We start from the raw sequence: 19,423 nt of genomic DNA on the forward strand, positions 1-19,423 counted from the left end.
GACGACACGAATGGAGGAAACATCAATGGCCGTTAAAGAAGTGAAAGCTGACGCAAAAGCAGCCGCGCTCGAGGAAGTGAATAAGCTCGTAGCCCGGGCAAGAAAAGCGCAAGAAGCATATCTGAAGCTGGATCAATCCCAAGTGGACGACATTGTGCAGCATATGGCGCTTGCCGGGCTCGACCGGCATATGGTTCTGGCGAAGATGGCGGTGGAAGAAACCGGTCGCGGGGTATATGAAGACAAAATCACCAAAAACATCTTCGCTACCGAGTACATCTACCACAGCATCAAGCATAACAAGACGGTCGGCGTGATCGATAACAATCCGTACGAGCATTACAAGACGGTGGCTGAGCCGGTTGGGATCATCGCCGGGGTTACGCCGGTCACGAACCCGACTTCAACGACGATGTTCAAGTCGCTGATCGCCGCCAAAACGCGCAACCCGATCATCTTCGCGTTCCATCCGTCGGCGCAGCGCTCCAGCGTAGCGGCTGCCTCTACGCTGCTGGAAGCGGCTGTGAAGCACGGAGCTCCAGAGTACGCCATTCAGTGGGTAGAGAATCCGTCCGTCGAGGCGACCCAGCTTCTGATGAATCACCCGGACGTAGCGCTGGTACTCGCAACAGGCGGTTCCTCCATGGTGAAATCGGCATACAGCACCGGCAAGCCGGCGCTTGGCGTAGGGCCGGGCAACGTTCCTTGCTTCATCGAGAAGACAGCTGATCTGCCGCAGGCGGTAACAGACCTAATTCTGTCCAAAACATTCGACAACGGGATGATTTGCGCTTCCGAGCAAGCGGTCATTCTGGAAGAACCGATTTACGAGCAAGCCAAAAAGCTGATGAAGGAGCTGGGCTGCTACTTCCTGAACGCCGAAGAAACCGAAGCGGTGTCGAAGCTGGTCATTAACCCCGAGAAATGTGCGGTCAATGCGGTCATCGTCGGACAACCGGCCGTTAAGATTGCAGCCATGGCTGGCCTTACGGTACCAAGCGATACGAAGGTGCTCGTAGCCGAGCTGAAGGGCGTGGGCGACGCCTACCCGCTGTCTGCGGAGAAGCTGAGCCCGGTGCTCGCTTGCTATAAAGTGAAGAATGCGGCACAAGGCATCGAGCGCGCAGCAGAAGTCGTCGCCTTCGGCGGCATGGGGCATTCCTCGGTCATCCATTCCAAGAACGAGGATGTCATTCAGGCATTCGCGGCTCGACTGCAAACCGGACGCGTCATCGTCAATGCGCCGTCGACTCACGGGGCGATCGGAGATCTCTACAACACGAACTTGCCTTCGCTGACGCTCGGCTGCGGCTCCTACGGGCATAACTCGACGACTGCCAACGTTTCCGCCGTCAACCTGCTCAACCTGAAGCGTGTCGCCGAAAGGACGGTCAATATGCAGTGGTTCAAGGTGCCGCCGAAAGTATATTTTGAAAAAGGCTCGACGCAATATTTGGAGAAAATGCCCGATATTACACGAGTGATGATCGTCACCGACGCGATGATGGTGAAGCTCGGCTACGTGGAGCGCTTGGAGTACTATCTGCGCAAGCGGAAGCAGCCCGTTGCTATCGAAGTGTTCTCCGAGGTTGAGCCGGATCCTTCCGTCGATACGGTAGACCGCGGAACAGCCCGTATGGCTGCATTCAATCCGGACTGCATTATCGCGCTGGGCGGCGGATCGCCGATGGACGCAGCCAAAGCGATGTGGCTGTTCTACGAATATCCGGATACGAGCTTCGATTCGCTCAAGCAGAAGTTTCTCGACATCCGCAAACGGGTGTACAAATATCCGCGCCTTGGTCAGAAAGCGAAGTTCGTCGCGATTCCGACGACATCGGGCACCGGGTCGGAAGTAACTTCCTTTGCAGTCATTACCGATAATCATAAAGGCAACACCAAGTACCCGCTTGCCGATTACGAGCTGACGCCGGACGTGGCAATTATCGATCCGGAATTCGTCTACAGCTTGCCGAAAACGGCCGTTGCGGATACGGGGATGGACGTGCTTACGCATGCGATTGAAGCGTATGTCTCGGTGATGGCGAACGATTATACGGACGGACTCGCGATGAAAGCCATTCAGCTCGTATTCGAGCATCTGGAAAATTCGTTCCACACCGGCGACCCGCTGGCACGGGAAAAAATGCATAACGCTTCGACGATTGCCGGTATGGCCTTCGCCAATGCCTTCTTAGGCATCAACCACAGCTTGGCGCACAAATGGGGCGGCGAATACCATACGGCGCACGGACGTACGAACGCGATTCTGATGCCGCACGTCATCCGGTACAATGCGCAGAAGCCGACCAAGTTCGCATCGTTCCCGAAATACAATCATTTCATCGCGGACAAACGGTACGCCGAAATTGCTAGAGTGCTGGGCCTGCCGGCGAAGACGACGGAAGAAGGCGTCAACAGCCTGATCGCAGCGGTGCGCAAGCTGAATCAATCGCTTGGCATTCCGGAGAGATTCCAGGATCTCGGCTTCGATCCGGCAGACTTCGAAGCGAAGGTCGATGGGCTCGCGGACCGCGCGTTCGAGGACCAATGTACGACCGCGAATCCGCGACTGCCGCTCGTGACGGAGCTGGCGGACGTTTACCGCAATGCGTTCTACGGGAAATTCGAGTAAAAAGAGACGACATCTTGGAGAGGAGACCCAACTATGAGCTTGAAAGAAACGGAATTGAACCGGAATCCCGAACAATCGGAGGCTTGGCGTCAGTTCGTGTCGGGCAAGTGGCAGCATCGAATCGACGTGAAAGATTTCATCGATCGGAACATTTCACCCTATACGGGAGACTCAGAATTCCTGGCCGGACCGACGGAAGCGACGACGGATCTATGGCAGCAGCTTAGCGTATTGATGCGCAAGGAACGGGAAAACGGAGGGGTGCTGGACATCGACCTCCACACCGTCTCCACCATTACTTCGCATGCGCCGGGGTACATTGATAAAGCGAAAGAGCGGATTGTCGGTCTCCAGACCGACGCCCCGCTCAAGCGTTCCGTCCAGCCGTTCGGCGGCGTTCGCATGGTGGTCGACGCCTGCAAAGCTTACGGTTTCGAACTACCGCAAGAATTGGTACAGCTGTTCACCGACATCCGGAAAACGCACAACCAGGGCGTATTCGACGCTTACACGACCGAGATGAAGACTGCGCGGAAGGCCGGGATCATCACCGGGCTGCCGGACGCCTACGGCCGCGGTCGCATCATCGGCGACTACCGCCGCGTAGCGCTTTACGGCACGGACCGGCTGATCGCAGACAAGAAGAACGATTTGCTCCAGCTCGAAACCGATTCGATCACGGAAGACATTATCCGCGCCCGGGAAGAACTGTCCGAGCAAATCCGCAGCTTGGACGAACTGAAGCGCATGGCGCAATCGTACGGCTACGACATCTCGGTCCCGGCCACGAATGCGCAGGAAGCGGTACAGTGGCTGTATTTTGCTTACCTCGGCGCAATTAAGGAACAAAACGGCGCCGCAATGAGCTTGGGTCGGGTCTCCAGCTTCCTTGACATCTACATCGAACGGGATTTGCAGAACGGCACGCTGACGGAGGAAGAAGCGCAGGAGCTGATCGACCAGTTCGTCATGAAGCTGCGGATCGTGAAATTTTTGCGCACGCCGGATTACAACGAGCTGTTCAGCGGCGACCCGACTTGGGTGACCGAATCGGTCGGCGGCATGGGAATGAACGGCGTGACGCGGGTAACGAAGAACTCCTTCCGCTTCCTGCACACGCTCTATAACCTCGGCCCGGCGCCGGAGCCGAACTTGACCGTACTGTGGTCGGCCGAGCTGCCGGATGCCTTTAAGCAATATTGCGCCAAAGTGTCGATCGAAACGAGCTCGATTCAATACGAGAACGATGACTTGATGCGTCTGCAGTTCGGCGACGACTACGGGATCGCCTGCTGCGTATCCGCCATGCGGATCGGCAAGCAGATGCAGTTCTTCGGGGCGCGAGCGAACCTGGCAAAAGCGCTGCTGTACGCGATCAACGGAGGCGTCGACGAGAAGCTTGGCATTCAGGTCGGGCCGGAATCGGTGCCGATTACGTCGGATGAGCTCTCGTACGACGAGGTCATGAGCAAATACGACAAAATGCTGGATTGGCTCGCGAAGCTTTATATGAACACACTGAACGTGATTCATTATATGCACGACAAGTACTCCTACGAGCGGCTGGAGATGGCGCTGCACGACCGGGAAATTTTGCGGACGATGGCTTGCGGCATCGCGGGCTTGTCCGTCGTGGCGGACAGCTTGAGCGCCATCCGTTACGCCAAGGTGCGGCCGATCCGCAACGAAAAAGGAATCGCCGTCGATTTCGAGATTACCGGCGAGTATCCGCAGTACGGCAACAACGACGAACGGGTCGACCTGATGGCCGTGGAGCTGGCCGAGTCCTTTATGAACAAGCTTCGCAAGCATAAGACATACCGCGGCGCGCTGCCTACGATGTCCGTGCTGACGATCACGTCGAACGTCGTCTACGGCAAGAAGACCGGCAGCACGCCGGACGGCCGCAAAGCCGGCGAACCGTTCGCACCAGGTGCGAACCCGATGCACGGCCGCGACCGCAAAGGCGCGCTCGCTTCGCTGGCATCGGTAGCCAAGCTGCCTTACGAGCATTGCCTCGACGGCATCTCGAACACGTTCTCCATCGTGCCGAAGGCACTCGGCCGGGAGACTGACGTGAGAGCGCAAAATCTCGTCGCGATGCTGGACGGCTATGCGACAAGCGGCGGCCACCACTTGAACGTGAACGTGTTCAATCGCGAGCAGCTGCTCGATGCTATGGAGCATCCTGAGGAATATCCGCAGCTGACGATCCGCGTATCGGGCTATGCCGTCAACTTCATCAAGCTGACCCGGGAGCAGCAGCTTGACGTCATCAACCGGACGTTCCACGGCTCGATCGGATGAGAGGACGCATCCATTCGCTCGATACGTTCGGCACGGTAGACGGGCCGGGCATCCGCTTCGTGCTCTTCATGCAGGGCTGCGCCCTGCAGTGCGGGTTCTGCCATAATCCCGACACGTGGGAGACGGCCACAGGCCGTGTGGTAGAGGTCGCGTCCGTGCTGGACGAGATCGAGCCGTTTCTTCCGTATTACCGCAGCTCGAACGGCGGATTGACCGTGACCGGCGGCGAACCTACGCTTCAGGCTCCCTTTGTGGCCGCGCTGTTTCGGGAAGCGAAGAAACGATGGAATTTGCATACCGCGCTGGACTCGTCAGGCTTCTGTGAGCCGGATCATGCAGGGGAACTGATGGACGTGACGGATCTCGTCCTGCTGGACCTTAAGCATATCCGCAGCGACAAGCATCAGGCGCTGACAAGCCAGCCGAACGAACGAATACTCCGGTTTGCCCGTTGGTTATCGGACCGCGGACAGCCGGTCTGGATCCGCCATGTGCTCATCCCGGGCATTACTGACGACGCGGCGGACCTGATGGAGCTAGGCCGCTTCATCGGTTCGCTGGGCAACGTGCATAAATTGGAGGTGCTGCCTTACCACCGGATGGGTGTCTACAAGTGGGAGCAGCTCGGAAAAGCCTATCCGCTGGAGCATGTGCCGACACCAAGCGACCGGGAGCTTGAGCGGGCGAAACGTTTGATTGAACAAGGAAGAGAGCAAGCCTAGAAGGAAGACCCCGCGGACATGCCGTCCGCGGGGTTTTTCGCGTTTTTAGCGGCCTGACTGCTGCGCGTCGTACTCGTCCGAATACGCAGCCAAGGACTTGATTTTACCGTGCGGCTGCTGGCTTTGCTTGCGGATTTTCCATTGGTTTTCCTTGCGGCGTTTCGAATGGCTCATCGCAATTCAGCTCCTTTAGGGCATGGTAAAAATCGGCCTTGCCTCCTTAGGATGGCGGCAGAAAGGTTATTTCATGTATTGGAATAATATAGTATTTTTGTTAATATATTAATAGTTTCGCTTGTGCAGAGAGGAGGGTGGCGCGATCATCGTTTCATGCGCTTTCTAAGGCTGAAAGGCCGAGTATACGATAAGGAGGAATATTAGGGATGAAGAAGAGTCGAATTTTTTTGTTAGCTGCCATGATGCTTGCAGGTGCGGCCACGTCGGTCTTTGCCGATGCTTCCGCTCAAGCAGCCGCCTTTCCCATCGAGAGAACGCAAGGCGGCACGGTGACGTCCAACGGCCAAAGCCCGGCAGAGGAGGAGAAGGAGAACGCGTTCGATAATCTCTTAAAGACCAAGTGGCTGACCTTTCAAAGCACGGGATGGCTCCAGTATGCTTTTCCGAACCAAAGCTCTTATGTGATTGCTTCCTACTCGATTTCCGCCGCAAACGATTTCCCCGAGCGCGACCCGAAGGATTGGACTTTGAAGGGCTCCAACAACGGAACGGACTGGACGGTGCTGGATACCCGCCAGAATGAAAGTTTCGATTGGCGATACCAGACGAAGACGTACAACATCCCGAACCAAACGGCGTATAAGTATTATCGGCTGGAATTAAGCAACCATAGCGGATCGATTCTTCAGCTCGCCGAGGTGAAGCTTTACGATGCGCAGCAGTGGCCCGAACCGGCCAAGGCACAGATTACGGCAAGCGGTGAAAACCTGCCGGATGAAGGCAAGGACAAGCTGAACGACGGGTCCAGTCTGACCAAATGGCTGACCTTCCAGAAGTCCGGTTGGGTCACTTATCGTTTCGATCGGCCGATTGCCATCGACGGTTATGCTTTGACTTCGGCTAACGACTTCCAGGAACGCGATCCGGCCGAATGGACGCTTCAAGCGTCAAACGACGGGAAGCAGTGGGTCACGTTGGATACCCGCAAGGGAGAGCAGTTCCGATACCGCTATCAGCGTACCGGCTACAGCGTCCGTTCCGACGCGAAATACAGCTATTATAAGCTAGATATGAAAGCCAACGGAGGCAACGAGCTGCAGCTTGCGGAAATCGAGTTCATCCCTAAAGACAGCCCGTTACAAAGCATCGTGCCCAGCATTGAAATCCGCAATATGGATGCCCAAGGAAACGGCAAGCTGTTCGATCAAGCTCTTCCGGATGCGCAGGAGCAAATCAAGCTGATTATTTTGAAACTAAATGAAATTTTGTACGGACACCCGAACCGGATGGACGTGGGCCCGAAAAAGGTCGTCATTTTCATCAAAGACGAGGATGGGGTCGCTTGGGCCGGTGGGGGGCAGGTCACCATCAGCTCGCGGCATCTGAAAAACGTCAGCAATTCCAACACGCCTCTGCGGCACGAGATTTTGGGCATTTTGTATCATGAGCTGACGCATCTTTATCAATTGGATGACGACCGCTACGGTGAGATTGGGTATATGATCGAAGGCATGGCCGATGCGATCCGCTTCAAAGTCGGTTACCACGACCGTCTTGCAGTGAGAAAAGGAGGCACCTGGAAGGACAGCTACGGGGTGACGGGCAATTTCTTCGTTTGGATCGACGAGCATAAGCGCCCCGGATTTTTGCAGGAGCTGAACCAGAGCCTGTCGCCATTCGACGGCGTGGAATGGAACGAGAGTGTATTCCAAAAGCTGACGGGTTCTGATGTCCTCTCACTGTGGAACGAGTACCAGCGCTCTTTGCCGAATCCGTAAGCGGTTGATCCGGCCGCCGTCGTATTCTTTCGTCCTGTTTCTGAGACTTTCGTCGCGGAACTGTCGTTGACAAGGCCCATCCCGGGGTGTACGCTTAGGGTGATGTAGGTCGAATTACCCGGTTCTGCCAATCCATACTACGGGAGGGGAACGACAGTGAAGATGAAATGGATCAAATCCGGATCCGAGATGGAGGCCATGGAGTCCGAAGAGCTATGGCATACGGGGATTCGGATCGGCGGCAATACGTATTTTTGTCCGGTATCGCTGGGAAGGAAAATCAGCTACGGGCTGTGGCTGGTCATGTTCGTCAGCCTGCTCGCCGCGGTCTGGATCAATACGAATGTCCAATCGCCGGCGCTGCTCGGGTTATATGCGGTTCCCGTGCTTATATTTGCTTTATTCGTGTTTAATGTTTATTTGGTCGGCGCATTTTCGACGGGGGTTACGGCGTTGTGGGTGTATTTTACAGGGGCCGGATGGCCCGGTTTGGCCGGAGCGGGAGGATTGCTGCTGCTCGCTTTGCTCGTGCAGCGGGTCGTTATCGTGTCCCGGCGCAACTTCCGGCAGCGCGAAGAGTACGAGGAGCTGTTCATGAACACGATTCTCTCGTTCTCCAAAAGCATCGACGCGCGCGATCCGTATACGGCGTTCCATTCGAAGAATGTGGCCGATTACGCTAGGGATATCGCCGTAGAGCTGGGTTTGTCCGAGCGGGAGACGGAAGCTGTTCATCTGGCCGGACTCATTCACGATATCGGCAAAATCGGCACGCCGGAGTCAATTCTCAAGAAGGAGAGCCGGCTCACCGAAGAGGAATACGACATTATGAAGCGACATGCGGAGGATGGCTACCAAATCGTCAAAGGCATCAAACGGTTGCAGGAGCTCGGCGTCACCGAGATGGTCCGGCATCATCATGAACGGATGGACGGCAAAGGCTATCCGATGGGCTTAAAAGGTGAAGAAATCCCGCTGGGGGCGCGCATCCTCGCGGCCAGCGACTCCTTCGACGCGATGACGACGAACCGTTCCTACCGAGCGAAGCTGTCGACGGAGACGGCGGCTGAAGAGCTGCGGCGGCACAGCGGGACGCAGTTCGACCCGGAGGTTGCCAATGCGCTGCTAAGGGTTCTTAGCCGTCAAGGCAAGCTGCCGGCGGCGGAGCCGCAAAGCGTAGGGCAAGTGCAGCCGGCTTGACCGGGATGAATATACGGCGTTCTCGCCCGATACCGATCGTTCCCGATCGATCGTATCGGGCTTTTTTTGGTGCTTGCACATGAAAAAAACGCGAGAAGTCCTCCCAGGACTTCCCGCGTTTTGACGTACCACTCAGCGATTCCCCTCGGCAGCGTCCGCTTCCTTCGAATCTGATGCGGCCACGTACCCGTATTTCCCGGCCTTCAATCCGGCTAACAGCAGCCCGACTGCGGCGATGAGAAGCAGGACCAGGGGAAGGGTCCAGCCGCCTGTGGCGTCGTGAATGAAGCCGAAGAGCGTCGGGCCAACCGCGGCCAGCAAGTACCCGAACGATTGAGCCATGCCGGACATCTCTGCCGATTGCCGAACCGACTTCGTGCGCAGGGCGAAGAACATGACGGCCAGGCCGAAGCCGGACCCTGCACCGACGCCGACGAGAACGACCCAGAGCGGAACGAGCCAATCCGTATCGGTGAGCAGCAGACCGAGATAGCCGACTAAAAATAGGGAAGCGACGCCGACGGCCAAGCCCCGCTGATCGGAACGCCGCCCGGCAAGGATCGGCATAAAGAACGTCGCCGGTAGGCTGGCGAACTGCATGATCGAGATCATCCAACCGGCGGATACCGCGCTCATGCCGCGATCCTGCAATATGGCAGGGAACCAGGAAATGTTGACGTAGAAGAACAGCGATTGCAGTCCCATGAACAGCGTAATTTGCCAAGCGAGCGGGGAACGCCAGAGTGAATCGCTTTTTTTGGCGTCGGCACTCGTCTGTACTGCTTGCGGACGCTGGCGCGAACGAAGCATCGGCAGCCAAGCGGCGAGGGAGACGATGGACAGAAGCGCCCAACTGCCGAGCGCCCCCCGCCATCCCAAGCCCAGCCCCTGCGAAATCGGGATGCTGACCCCCGAAGCGATGGCGGCGCACAGGTTCATAGAGACGGAATAAATGCCGGTCATCGTTCCGACGTTGTTCGGGAACTCCCGCTTGATCAAGGCAGGCACTAGCACGTTGCTGACGGCAATGGCGACACCGATGAGCGCCGTGCCTGCAAACAACGTCGTGACCGAAGACACCGAGCGCAGCAAAATGCCTGTCAGCAGGACGATCAGTCCGGCGAACAGCGTATGCTCCATGCCCAGCCGCCGGGCGATCCGCGGCGAGAGCGGCGAGAGGAGCGCGAAAGCAAGCAGCGGCAAGGTGGTCATCATGCCCGCCCACGTATTGGAAATACCCGTTTCCCCGCGAATTTCTCCGATAATCGGCCCGACGGCCGTTAACGGAGCCCGCAGGTTGGCGGCGATCAGGACGATGCCGATAATAAGCAGACTTAGACCGGTACGGGTCTGTACTCGGGAGCTGACGGCATCTTGAGCCGGAATCATAGGGAGCCCTCCTTGTGCACATCTTCTTGCAGCAGGTTCAGCGATTCCCGGATATAGCGGCGCACGGCTTCGGCGGCCGAATCCGGGTCTTGGGCTGCGATGGCGTCGACCATTTGGCAGTGCGAGCGAGAAGCTCCGTCTACGATGATCGAGAGGTCGAGGGTCTGGTCGATGGACGATTCCAAGGCATCGGTCATATGCTCGTACAAGTCGATCAATACGCTGTTGCGGGTCGCCCGGACGATCGCGTGATGCAGCTTCAGGTCCGCTTCGATATAGCCTTCGATGTCCTGCGCGGCCGCGGCGGCATCACATGCCGACAACAGGGAGCGGAACGTCTCGATCTCCCCCGGCGTACGCCGCATGGCGGCCAGCCTTGCCGCCTCCTGTTCGAGCGCGCAGCGTACCTCCAGCGTCTCTGTGGCGTTCGAGCGCCGCAGCCGGCGCACGAGAGCGGGGCCGAGGCTGCTCGAAGAGCGCACGTAAGTGCCGTCGCCTTGGCGTGCCGTCAGTAGTCCGGCATGGATCAGGGCCCGCACTCCCTCGCGAACGGTATTCCGGCTGACGCCCAACTGCTTGACCAGCTCGGGCTCGACCGGGATGCGCGATCCGACCGGCCATTGGCCGGATTCGATCAGCGATTCCATCTGGGAAACGACCTGTTCCACCAGGGTGGAGCGCGTTGTTTGTTTCAGTTCCATCATGTAAACCTCCAAACATCCGATGATTGGGATATTGGATAATATAGCACGTATCCGTTCCTCAGGCAAGACATGTGCGACGTAGGAAATCGTGTCGCTTTTTCCGCCGCGAAAAAAGCGTGATATAAATGACGAGAGCTCCCGAGCGATATCGACGCCCGGGAGCCTCCTATACTTTCATAAAAATAAGCAAATGTCTGATGCCGGTCATTTTTCTTCCTTCCGTCCGTCCAGATGCAAATCCTCCAGCGTGTACTTATGATTCCATAAAAATTCCATATCGTAATCCGTCGTATCGTGCAGAATGAACTCCATTAGCGCAGCCATAAAAGCGACAATGATCATGCCAAGCAGCATCAGGCACATGAGAAACGAGATCGTATGGACCAAGTTGATCGCATCCTTTCCTGCCGTATGCTACCAGTTTATGAACGTTTCGCGAAAAAATGATAGAAAAGCAAAACGAAGGCTTCCCGACCGGGTTGCCTTCGCCGCTTATACGTTTACTTCTTGCGTTTCAGTCAATATCGCTTTGCAGATGCGGGTCATATGTTTAATGTCCTCATCGGGCAGCTTTCCGAAATATTCCTCGACCACTCGCTGGCGGTGCAGGTGAAGCTCCTCGATAATTTCTCTTCCCTTATCGGTAATCTCCATATAGACCACTCTCCGGTCTTCCTCAGAGCGGGTTCTTTCGGCAAATCCGCCGGAAATCAGCTTATCGGAAAGCGATGTCACCGCGCCCGACGTGATCCAGAGCGCGTCGGCGATTTGTGAGACCTTCAGCGGACCTTCGTTTTGCAATTTTTCCAGAATAACCGCTTGCGAGGCGGAGACGCCGTGCGCTTCAAAGCGGGTCCAACTGGCTTTCACTTTGCGAAACATTAAGCGGAACGCTTCCTCCAGCTCATATAAATCTTGTCGGTGTACCATAATAGCCCCCTTAAATTGTTACCGGTAAAGATAGAGTTCGACAAAATATTAAGTAATACGTAAGTTGCCCCCTTTGGTTTCAAAAAGTTTTCCGCGCCTTGGTTTGTCATGAAAAATTTTGATTGACGTTAAAAATTTTCCGTGTTAATTTATTTAATGTTAAATCATTGTACTGTAAAACTATTTTAATCTAAAAATATAAGAGGAGGGAAGTCTTGAGTAATTTGGAGCAAAAGCTGACGGAGCTGGAAGGACTGATTGCCGTCGCCGTACGTCACGCCCGCCGCTGGTCGCCGCCCGATGCAGACTTGTCGAGGCAGCAAATCCAGTTGCTGCATGCCTTGTGCGGCAAGCAGCGGGTGACTGTGACCGAGCTGGCGGAGGAACTGCAGCTATCGGCAAGCGCGACGACGATCGCGTTGAACCGGCTGGAGCAAGCCGGCTTTGTGAAGCGGACCCGGGACGAAGCGGACCGCCGCGTCGTTTGGCTTGAGCCGTCCGATGAAGCGGCCAGTCACATGAAGGAATTTCGGCTATTCAAGCAAAAGCTGCTGATGCAAATGTTCGGCGGCTTGACAGAGGAAGAGACGGAGCAGTTTATCGCATTGGTCCGCAAAATGATCTCCACGCTGGCTATGCATGCAGACACCGACACGGGACCTTAGGAAAGGAGCTTCATCCGAATGAAGAAAAAGATCATTATATTGACCGTACTGGCTTTGGTGCTGGTGGGGGGAGGGACCGCCGGTGCGTACTACTACAATATCGCGAGCAAGTACATAACGACGGAGGATGCGAAAGTGCAGGGCGATCTGCGCGCCATCGGCTCGCTGGCCGCCGGGAAACTGATCGAGTGGCGCTATAAGGAAGGCGACTCGTTCGGCAAAGGCGACGTGCTCGGCATCGTGGAAACGTCGCCGGCCAAAGGAACGACCCCGGCCACGACGACGGAAATCATGGCGGCAGACTCCGGAACGATCATCCAATCGAACGCGGTGAAGGATCAGACGGTTGCGCCGGGCGGGACGCTTGCTTTGAGCGCCGACCTGAATCAGCTGTACGTTACGGCCAATTTACAGGAAACGGAAATCACGAGCGTCCAAGTGGGCAACAAAGTGACGATCCGGATCGACGCGTTCAAGGACACGGAGTTTACGGGACGGGTTGAGCGGATCGGCCTCGGGACTAATTCTTCTTTTTCCCTGCTTCCTTCCTCTAACGCCAGCGGCAATTATACGAAGGTGGTTCAACGGATTCCGGTCAAAATCGCACTGGACGATACCCACGGGAAACGGCTCATTCCGGGCTTGAATGCAACCGTCAAAATCGAGAAATAGGGGCATCCGGGAACGGAAGGAGGAACACTCGGAATGAACGACCAAGCCACAGATCAGGCTAAAGCCTCTTCCAAAGGGTCCGGACTCGCCATGCTGGCCATTATTCTCGGCGTCTTTATGGCTATTCTCGATACGAGCATCGTCAACGTGGCGATCCCTAAAATGATGAACGTCTTCGGCGTCAGCCAATCGCAGATCGAGTGGGTCGTCACGGCTTATTCGCTAGTCAGCGGGGCGCTCGTGCCGGCGACGGGATATCTGGGCGACCGCTTCGGCTATAAGCGGATGTATGTCATTTCGCTGATCATTTTTACGATCGGCTCCGGACTGTGCGGCATCGCATGGAGCAACGAAAGCATGATTGTGTTCCGGATTATTCAGGCGATCGGCGGCGGCGCGATGATGCCGATCAGCATGTCGATGATTTTCCGCATGTTCCCCGTCGAGAAGCGGGGCATGGCGATGGGCTTGTTCGGGATTGCGATCATGTTCGCCCCGGCTACCGGCCCGACGCTGAGCGGCTATATCGTCGAATATTTGGACTGGCGGCTTATTTTTACGATCAACGTGCCGATCGGGATTGTAGACATTTTCCTGTCCATGGCCGTGCTTAAGGAATTTAAGATGGAGGCCAAGAAGCGGTTCGACGTCTGGGGATTTATCACGTCCAGCACCGGGCTGGCCACGCTGCTTTACGGCATCGGCAAAGTGTCGGAGAAGGGCTGGGGCGACAGCGAAGTCGTCGTATTTGTTACCATAGGGATCGTGTTCCTGGTGACCTTCGTCATTTTGGAGCTGACCGTGAAGGACCCGATGCTCGATTTAAGCCTGCTAAAAAACGGCATGTATACATTGTCGCTGCTCGTTTCGAGTCTCGTGACCGTCATCATGATGGGGATGCTGTTTTTGCTCCCGATTTTCCTGCAGAACATTTCGGGCTTGTCTGCGGTCGAGACCGGCTTGATTTTGCTGCCGCAAGCGATCGCTTCCGGCATTATGATGCCGATCGCCGGCGGGTTGTTCGATAAATTCGGGGCGCGTCCCTTGGCGGTTATCGGACTGCTGATTACGGCGGCGGCGCTGTTTCTGACCTCGAATCTGAGCATGGAAACCTCGCGCGCGACCATCATTTTCTGGCTGACGCTTCGTGCGGTCGGCATGGGGCTTATGATGATGCCGGTACAGACCGTAGGCATGAATACCGTGCCAATGGAGAAGGTCGGCCAAGGGACCGCGCTTTCCAATACGATCCGGCAGGTGAGCGGCGCGTTCGGCATCGCCTGGCTGTCGCTGCTATTCGGGGACCGGAAAGATTTTCATACGGCTTATCTGTCCGATCAGCTGAATATGGTATCGACCACGGTGATCGACCAGGTGACGAAAATTCAAAATCAATTTATTGCAATGGGGCAGTCGGCCGCGCAGGCCAAAATAAGCGCCCTGAACTATATCGGAGGACAGGTGCAGATTCAATCGACGATCATTGCGCTGGACGACGTCTTTTATTTGACCGCCGGACTTTCGCTGCTTGCCGTTGTTCTCAGCTTGTTTCTCAAAGGCGCAAAAGCCAAAGGCGGGGCCGGCGGCGTGCATATGATGGGCGAATAAACATAACAGGACGAACGGACGGCCGAACGTTCGGCAAAGCAAAGGAGCGGGGAATTCCATGACCTATAATACTAAAGAAACCGCCGGCTGGAAGCGGAGCGCGCTGGCTGGGCTGGCCATTCTGCTGACCGCCGCCACAGCCGCGGGCTGCTCGACCGCGAACGCGGGGGAGAGCGGGCCCAAGCCCGTGAAGGTGGCTGCCGTCTCAAAGATGCAGCTGGACGGTTCGTCGGAGCAGGACGCCGATGCGGTTTCGTCCTCGCAGGCGAATGTCGTCGTCAAAGCGAACGGCGACGTGGCGGAGCTGCTCAAAAAACGCGGGGACGCGGTCGCGACGGGCGAAGTGCTGTTCCGGCTCGATTCCACGGATGCCGTCCGCAACAAGGAGAAAAACCGGTTGTCCCGGCAAAATCTCGAATCGCAATTGGACAAAACAAGCAAGGATATTGCCACCAATAAAGGCGTCCTGAACAATACGATCGAGAAGCTGGAACTGCAAATCGCGGATCTCGAAAAAGCGTACAATAACGCGCGCAACGACTACGATGCGGGCACGGCCCCGAAATCGCAGGTGGATAAGGCAGAGACCCAGCTGAAAACGGCCCGTCTCGATCTGGATACGTCGAAGAAGCAGCTTGCGAATCTGGAAGCGACCGATCCGCTCGCTCCGCTGCAAATCCAGATCGAAAGCACGGATCTGGCGCTGCAGGATATCGAGAAAAACTTGTCGGACTTCGACGTGAAGGCGCCGATTGGCGGGCTGTTGACGGATCTGTATCCCGAGCAAGGCGTGACGGTCGCCCCCGGGTATGTCGCGGGTGTCATTCAGCAGATCGATCCGATCAAGCTGCATGCCGACGTGACCGAGACGACGGCGAAGCTGGTCCGCGGTAAAAAGGATATTCCGTTCGTCATCCAAGACACGGGCGAGAAAATGACGGGGACCGTCGCCTATATGGCCGATGTGATGAGCCCGCAAAGCAAAACCTATGTGCTGGAGCTGACCGCGTCTAACCCGGACCGGAAGCTGAAGCCGGGTATGCGGGTGAAGCTGCAGCTTAGCGGCGATGCGAAGCAGGAGGCGCTGACCGTGCCGACTTCGGGCATCGTGAAGGAAGGGAACAATAGCTTCGTTTTCGTCCTGGCTGGCGATCACGCGGAGAAGCGTCAAGTAACGCTCGGGCGCGAGAGCGGACCGAACCGGGAGGTGCTCAGCGGGGTGAAGGAAGGCGAGCAGGTAATCGTATCCGGGCAGCGGGAGCTGAAGGATCAAGACAAGGCGGTTGTCCGCAACTGAGGCTTCGCCGCCGACAGACGAACGACTTACGAATAATGGAGGACATCCTATGAATACATGGAAAAGAGTAGTTTCAACGGCGCTGATTGTGTCCTTGGCCTTGTCTTTTCAAGGGGCCGTACGGGCGGAAAATCCGCAGCCGGCCATCGATGTGCGGTATCCGGCCGTGCTGTCCGGTCCGGTGCAGGTGAAGGTGAAGAGCCTGCTCAGCGAACGGGCGAACGGCGGCGCGCGCATCGCAGTCGTCGTGAAGATGTATAACGTCTGGGGGAGTGCGGCTCGCGTGCCGGATTACGAGCTGCGCGTCGTCACGTCGGCGGGTACCAGCTATGTGCTTAAGCCAAGCGCAGACAATCCTAGCTCCGTACCCGCGTCCTCTTCGGTCGAGCTTAGCTATATGGCACAAATCGACCGTACCGATGCCGTGCAGCCGACTGATCTCGTATGGGTGGACGTGAACAAAGATGTCTATCCGAAAGTGGAGACTTCTATGCTGAAGCTGCCGGTAAGCAGCTTGGTCTGGTACGGGGACGCGGCGGATAACGGTTCGATTCCCGTCAAAGCATGGGGGACGCCGTTTACCATCCCGGGAATCGAATCTTCCTTGGAGTATACGCCGGTCGGCATGACCAAACAATTCAAGGACGGAGCACCCGTCGAGCTGCTTCAGTTGCTGGTAACCAATACCGGTACACAGACGGAGACGGTTCCGGCGTTTACGGTGGACGGCAAGGCGGCAGGTCAAATTTACAAAGGGTCCCGCCAGGAGCAGGCGGCCGTCAGCGTCGATCCGAAAGAGAAAAAGTACTTATACATCTCGATTCCTTACGAAGCCGACAAGCCGCTCGAAAGCTTGACCGTGCAGACGCCGGAAAGCTACAAAATTCCGAACCGGACAGATGCGGCGGCAGCCGTAAGCTATTCCGTCGGCCGGCTGCGCATTGCGCTTCCCGAGACGCAGCCCGGCAGCCCAAGCGGGCTTCCTACGGTAGAAGGCTTCGGCACGCGGCTCGCGTTCGATCCGCTGAACAGCGCGGTGCATCCCGATCTGGCCGTATCGGTAGTCGACTTTCGGCTGTACGAAAACAAAGGGCAGAGCTATCAGACCGGCGTCATGAAGCTGAAGCTGGATAACCGCAGCGACAAGCCGCTGCCGGTGCCTCAACTGGCGGCGGAGCTAATCGGCGCGAGCGGCTCCTCGTACACGGGCAGCCAGCAAAAGACGGCGGCGCAAGAGGTGCTGCCCGGAACGGCGTACGTGATGAATTACACCTTCATGCTGCCGCTTGCCGGCGACGGGGATCATTTTACACTGAAGTTCAGCGATAGCAAAACCGCCGCACCGTACAAAACGGCAATCGGGCAGGTTGGTTTGAACGTGAATCAGACGAAGAACGACGATGCGACATTTTCTTTCTATCCTTATGGCCTTAACGTGAAAGACTGGTCGCTGACTTATACGACCGGTACGAACCCGACGACAAAATCTTACACCTATACGTACAAGCTGAAGTGGAACGTCGATCTGAAGACGACCGAACCGGTCATCGTGGACGCCGGCTATTCCAAGCTGCAGTTGGTGATCGAGGGCAGCGATACCCGCGAAGTGGCCAGACAGACGCTCAGCTTGACGGGAGAGGGACGCGTGGAGAACGGCGAGCAGTCGATTTACTTTACCGACACGCCGTCGGATCAATTCGATCATCCGCTGACGCTGCGGGTATATGAAACGGTCGACACGCCGTACGGTCCGGCTCGCCGACTCATCGGTACGATGCAGCAGCCGTAACTGTAAACTTTTTTAGGCTTGACATAAAGTTCCGCTTGCAAGGTCTTGAGAAGACTTTGCGGGCGGGACTTTTTTCGTTGAAGGATGAAGCGGAGAACGGGGGCGGATTCAATTTACGCCTCGCGGAAAAAGCGGTATGATGGAGATAATTGGGTCAAGCTTCGTCCTGTCGGAAGAGTAGGTGGAACGGGACTTTAGGTGCTGACATGGAGGGCTGGAATGGAGCAGATTGTCGTACTTGACGGCTATACGCTGAATCCCGGCGACCTGAGCTGGGAAGGGCTGGAACGATTGGGGACGGTTGCTCTGTATGACCGGACGCCGGTCGAGGAGATTGTAGATCGGGCAAGGGATGCCGGCATCGTGCTGACGAACAAAACGCCGCTGTCGGCGGATACGATCGCACGGCTGCCGAACCTTCGTTACATCGGGGTGCTGGCGACAGGATACAACATTATCGATACGGAAGCGGCGGCGGCACGCGGCATTGTCGTGGCCAACGTGCCGGCTTACGGCACGCATGGGGTGGCGCAGTTCGTGTTCGCCCTGCTGCTGGAGCTGTGCCAGCACGTCGGGCGGCACGCCGAAGCGGTGAAATCCGGGGAATGGAGCGCTTCCCCGGATTTCAGCTTCACGAAGACGCCGCTCGTGGAGCTGGCGGGGAAAACGATGGGCCTGATCGGGCTCGGCCGCATCGGGCGGCAAACCGCGCGCATCGCCGAAGCGTTCGGCATGCGCGTCATCGCCGTCGGCAGCGGACGCACCCATTCCACCCCCGTGGAGGGGGTGGAATGGGTGACGCTGCCGGAGCTGCTGCAGCAGGCTGACGTCATCAGCCTGCACTGCCCGCTCACGCCCGCGACGCACGGGCTGATCAACCAAGACCGCATCGCCCTCATGAAGCCTTCGGCGATGCTGATCAACACCGCCCGCGGCCCGCTCGTCGTCGAGAGCGACCTAGCCGCGGCGCTGCGCGAAGGCCGCCTTGCGGGCGCGGGTCTGGACGTGCTGTCGGCGGAGCCGCCGCACCCGGACAACCCGCTGCTCGCGGCCCCGAACTGCATCGTCACCCCGCATATCGCTTGGGCGACGAAGGAAGCGCGGTCCCGCCTGATGGACACGGCGTGCGCGAATGTCCGGGCTTTCCTCGAAGGAAAGCCCGTCAATACGGTGCCGGAATAATCGGCCCGTCAGTATAATACAGAAACGAGGATGATGGGCAATGAAGCATTTCGTTGTGTTTTTGCCGATGCTGGATGAAGCGAAGAGCGCGGCTTACCGTCCCGAGCATTTGGCTTATTTGGAGGCGCAGCGCGGGCAAGGGCGCATTTTCGCCAGTGGACGGTTTACGGACGGCGCCGGCGGCATGGTCATTTACAAGGCCGAGTCGCTGGAAGAGGCGACCGCCTGGGCGGAGAACGATCCGTACGTGCTCCACGGCGCCCGCCGCTATGAGATTCACGAGTGGGACATGGTGCAGTAAGCTCGTTTCAACTCGCTCTGCCGCTCCTTGGAACAGCTTGGAAGCGTTCGCTCCCAAAGAAACGCCC

The 19,423-nt window shown here is 57.1% G+C and carries 17 protein-coding genes; 12 read left to right on the forward strand and 5 right to left on the reverse strand.

Annotated features, from left to right (window positions below):
* Positions 1 to 10 precede the first annotated feature (10 nt).
* The 3 genes from adhE to pflA are packed head-to-tail and all read left to right on the forward strand — an operon-like array spanning position 11 to position 5,664.
* Complete coding sequence (gene adhE / locus ET33_RS14405; protein ID WP_268808317.1) at positions 11 to 2,635, forward strand: bifunctional acetaldehyde-CoA/alcohol dehydrogenase; 2,625 nt, start codon at positions 11 to 13, stop codon at positions 2,633 to 2,635.
* A 33-nt stretch (positions 2,636 to 2,668) separates the two neighbouring features.
* On the forward strand, positions 2,669 to 4,942 hold the full coding sequence (gene pflB / locus ET33_RS14410) for a formate C-acetyltransferase (RefSeq protein WP_036682314.1): 2,274 nt from the start codon (positions 2,669 to 2,671) through the stop codon (positions 4,940 to 4,942).
* Positions 4,939 to 5,664, forward strand: coding sequence for a pyruvate formate-lyase-activating protein (pflA, locus tag ET33_RS14415; protein WP_036682316.1), 726 nt, complete (start codon positions 4,939 to 4,941; stop codon positions 5,662 to 5,664). Before pflB ends, pflA begins: the two co-directional genes overlap by 4 nt.
* Positions 5,665 to 5,709: 45 nt before the next feature.
* Here pflA and ET33_RS39745 read toward each other — a convergent pair whose 3' ends face one another.
* Positions 5,710 to 5,838 (reverse strand): DUF6254 family protein, encoded by a 129-nt coding sequence (locus ET33_RS39745; protein WP_235206713.1) that lies wholly within the window; start codon positions 5,836 to 5,838, stop codon positions 5,710 to 5,712.
* Positions 5,839 to 6,047: 209 nt separating this feature from the next.
* On the opposite strand from ET33_RS39745, the gene ET33_RS14420 reads away from it, so the two are divergent.
* Positions 6,048 to 7,619 carry a basic secretory protein-like protein gene (locus ET33_RS14420; protein ID WP_036682319.1) on the forward strand — a complete coding sequence of 524 codons (1,572 nt, stop codon included), beginning with the start codon at positions 6,048 to 6,050 and terminating at the stop codon, positions 7,617 to 7,619.
* A 162-nt stretch (positions 7,620 to 7,781) separates the two neighbouring features.
* On the forward strand, positions 7,782 to 8,819 hold the full coding sequence (locus ET33_RS36405; RefSeq protein ID WP_235206719.1) for an HD-GYP domain-containing protein: 1,038 nt from the start codon (positions 7,782 to 7,784) through the stop codon (positions 8,817 to 8,819).
* Between the two features lie 132 nt (positions 8,820 to 8,951).
* Here the strand turns inward: ET33_RS36405 and ET33_RS14430 are convergent, their stop codons facing one another.
* The 4 genes from ET33_RS14430 to ET33_RS14445 all read right to left on the reverse strand — a co-directional run bounded on the left by ET33_RS14430 (position 8,952) and on the right by ET33_RS14445 (position 11,842).
* Positions 8,952 to 10,208 carry a CynX/NimT family MFS transporter gene (locus tag ET33_RS14430; protein WP_036682321.1) on the reverse strand — a complete coding sequence of 419 codons (1,257 nt, stop codon included), beginning with the start codon at positions 10,206 to 10,208 and terminating at the stop codon, positions 8,952 to 8,954.
* Positions 10,205 to 10,909, reverse strand: coding sequence for a FadR/GntR family transcriptional regulator (locus tag ET33_RS14435; protein ID WP_036682324.1), 705 nt, complete (start codon positions 10,907 to 10,909; stop codon positions 10,205 to 10,207). Before ET33_RS14435 ends, ET33_RS14430 begins: the two co-directional genes overlap by 4 nt.
* A gap of 207 nt (positions 10,910 to 11,116) precedes the next feature.
* Positions 11,117 to 11,299, reverse strand: coding sequence for a hypothetical protein (locus ET33_RS14440; RefSeq protein WP_036682327.1), 183 nt, complete (start codon positions 11,297 to 11,299; stop codon positions 11,117 to 11,119).
* Between the two features lie 105 nt (positions 11,300 to 11,404).
* Positions 11,405 to 11,842, reverse strand: coding sequence for a MarR family winged helix-turn-helix transcriptional regulator (locus ET33_RS14445; RefSeq protein WP_036682329.1), 438 nt, complete (start codon positions 11,840 to 11,842; stop codon positions 11,405 to 11,407).
* A 215-nt stretch (positions 11,843 to 12,057) separates the two neighbouring features.
* Between ET33_RS14445 and ET33_RS14450 the strand changes: the two genes are divergently transcribed.
* The 7 genes from ET33_RS14450 to ET33_RS14480 all read left to right on the forward strand — a co-directional run bounded on the left by ET33_RS14450 (position 12,058) and on the right by ET33_RS14480 (position 19,356).
* Positions 12,058 to 12,507, forward strand: a complete 450-nt coding sequence (locus tag ET33_RS14450; protein WP_051775336.1) for a MarR family winged helix-turn-helix transcriptional regulator — start codon at positions 12,058 to 12,060, stop codon at positions 12,505 to 12,507.
* Positions 12,508 to 12,525: 18 nt separating this feature from the next.
* Positions 12,526 to 13,179, forward strand: a complete 654-nt coding sequence (locus ET33_RS14455) for an efflux RND transporter periplasmic adaptor subunit (protein WP_051775337.1) — start codon at positions 12,526 to 12,528, stop codon at positions 13,177 to 13,179.
* A 33-nt stretch (positions 13,180 to 13,212) separates the two neighbouring features.
* The gene (locus ET33_RS14460; protein WP_051775338.1) at positions 13,213 to 14,787 is read left to right on the forward strand and encodes a DHA2 family efflux MFS transporter permease subunit; all 1,575 of its coding nucleotides are present in this window, start codon (positions 13,213 to 13,215) and stop codon (positions 14,785 to 14,787) included.
* Between the two features lie 58 nt (positions 14,788 to 14,845).
* Positions 14,846 to 16,084 (forward strand): efflux RND transporter periplasmic adaptor subunit, encoded by a 1,239-nt coding sequence (locus ET33_RS14465; RefSeq protein WP_036682334.1) that lies wholly within the window; start codon positions 14,846 to 14,848, stop codon positions 16,082 to 16,084.
* 49 nt (positions 16,085 to 16,133) lie between these two features.
* The gene (locus ET33_RS14470; protein ID WP_036682337.1) at positions 16,134 to 17,873 is read left to right on the forward strand and encodes a hypothetical protein; all 1,740 of its coding nucleotides are present in this window, start codon (positions 16,134 to 16,136) and stop codon (positions 17,871 to 17,873) included.
* A gap of 219 nt (positions 17,874 to 18,092) precedes the next feature.
* On the forward strand, positions 18,093 to 19,055 hold the full coding sequence (locus ET33_RS14475; RefSeq protein WP_036682340.1) for a D-2-hydroxyacid dehydrogenase: 963 nt from the start codon (positions 18,093 to 18,095) through the stop codon (positions 19,053 to 19,055).
* A 40-nt stretch (positions 19,056 to 19,095) separates the two neighbouring features.
* A complete protein-coding gene (locus ET33_RS14480) occupies positions 19,096 to 19,356 on the forward strand; it encodes a YciI family protein (protein ID WP_010491653.1) in 261 nt (86 codons plus the stop codon).
* Positions 19,357 to 19,423 lie beyond the last annotated feature (67 nt).

Source organism: Paenibacillus tyrphae (assembly GCF_000722545.1).
In the GTDB taxonomy this organism is placed as follows: Bacteria; Bacillota; Bacilli; order Paenibacillales; family NBRC-103111; genus Paenibacillus_G; species Paenibacillus_G tyrfis.

What these genes read in the sequence shown, in the direction of transcription:
- adhE (WP_268808317.1), top strand. Translation starts at nt 11, where the DNA reads ATGGAGGAAACATCAATGGCCGTTAAAGAAGTGAAAGCTGACGCAAAA.
- pflB (WP_036682314.1), top strand. Translation starts at nt 2,669, where the DNA reads ATGAGCTTGAAAGAAACGGAATTGAACCGGAATCCCGAACAATCGGAG.
- pflA (WP_036682316.1), top strand. Translation starts at nt 4,939, where the DNA reads ATGAGAGGACGCATCCATTCGCTCGATACGTTCGGCACGGTAGACGGG.
- ET33_RS39745 (WP_235206713.1), bottom strand. Translation starts at nt 5,838, where the DNA reads ATGAGCCATTCGAAACGCCGCAAGGAAAACCAATGGAAAATCCGCAAG.
- ET33_RS14420 (WP_036682319.1), top strand. Translation starts at nt 6,048, where the DNA reads ATGAAGAAGAGTCGAATTTTTTTGTTAGCTGCCATGATGCTTGCAGGT.
- ET33_RS36405 (WP_235206719.1), top strand. Translation starts at nt 7,782, where the DNA reads ATGAAATGGATCAAATCCGGATCCGAGATGGAGGCCATGGAGTCCGAA.
- ET33_RS14430 (WP_036682321.1), bottom strand. Translation starts at nt 10,208, where the DNA reads ATGATTCCGGCTCAAGATGCCGTCAGCTCCCGAGTACAGACCCGTACC.
- ET33_RS14435 (WP_036682324.1), bottom strand. Translation starts at nt 10,909, where the DNA reads ATGGAACTGAAACAAACAACGCGCTCCACCCTGGTGGAACAGGTCGTT.
- ET33_RS14445 (WP_036682329.1), bottom strand. Translation starts at nt 11,842, where the DNA reads ATGGTACACCGACAAGATTTATATGAGCTGGAGGAAGCGTTCCGCTTA.
- ET33_RS14455 (WP_051775337.1), top strand. Translation starts at nt 12,526, where the DNA reads ATGAAGAAAAAGATCATTATATTGACCGTACTGGCTTTGGTGCTGGTG.
- ET33_RS14460 (WP_051775338.1), top strand. Translation starts at nt 13,213, where the DNA reads ATGAACGACCAAGCCACAGATCAGGCTAAAGCCTCTTCCAAAGGGTCC.
- ET33_RS14465 (WP_036682334.1), top strand. Translation starts at nt 14,846, where the DNA reads ATGACCTATAATACTAAAGAAACCGCCGGCTGGAAGCGGAGCGCGCTG.
- ET33_RS14470 (WP_036682337.1), top strand. Translation starts at nt 16,134, where the DNA reads ATGAATACATGGAAAAGAGTAGTTTCAACGGCGCTGATTGTGTCCTTG.
- ET33_RS14475 (WP_036682340.1), top strand. Translation starts at nt 18,093, where the DNA reads ATGGAGCAGATTGTCGTACTTGACGGCTATACGCTGAATCCCGGCGAC.
- ET33_RS14480 (WP_010491653.1), top strand. Translation starts at nt 19,096, where the DNA reads ATGAAGCATTTCGTTGTGTTTTTGCCGATGCTGGATGAAGCGAAGAGC.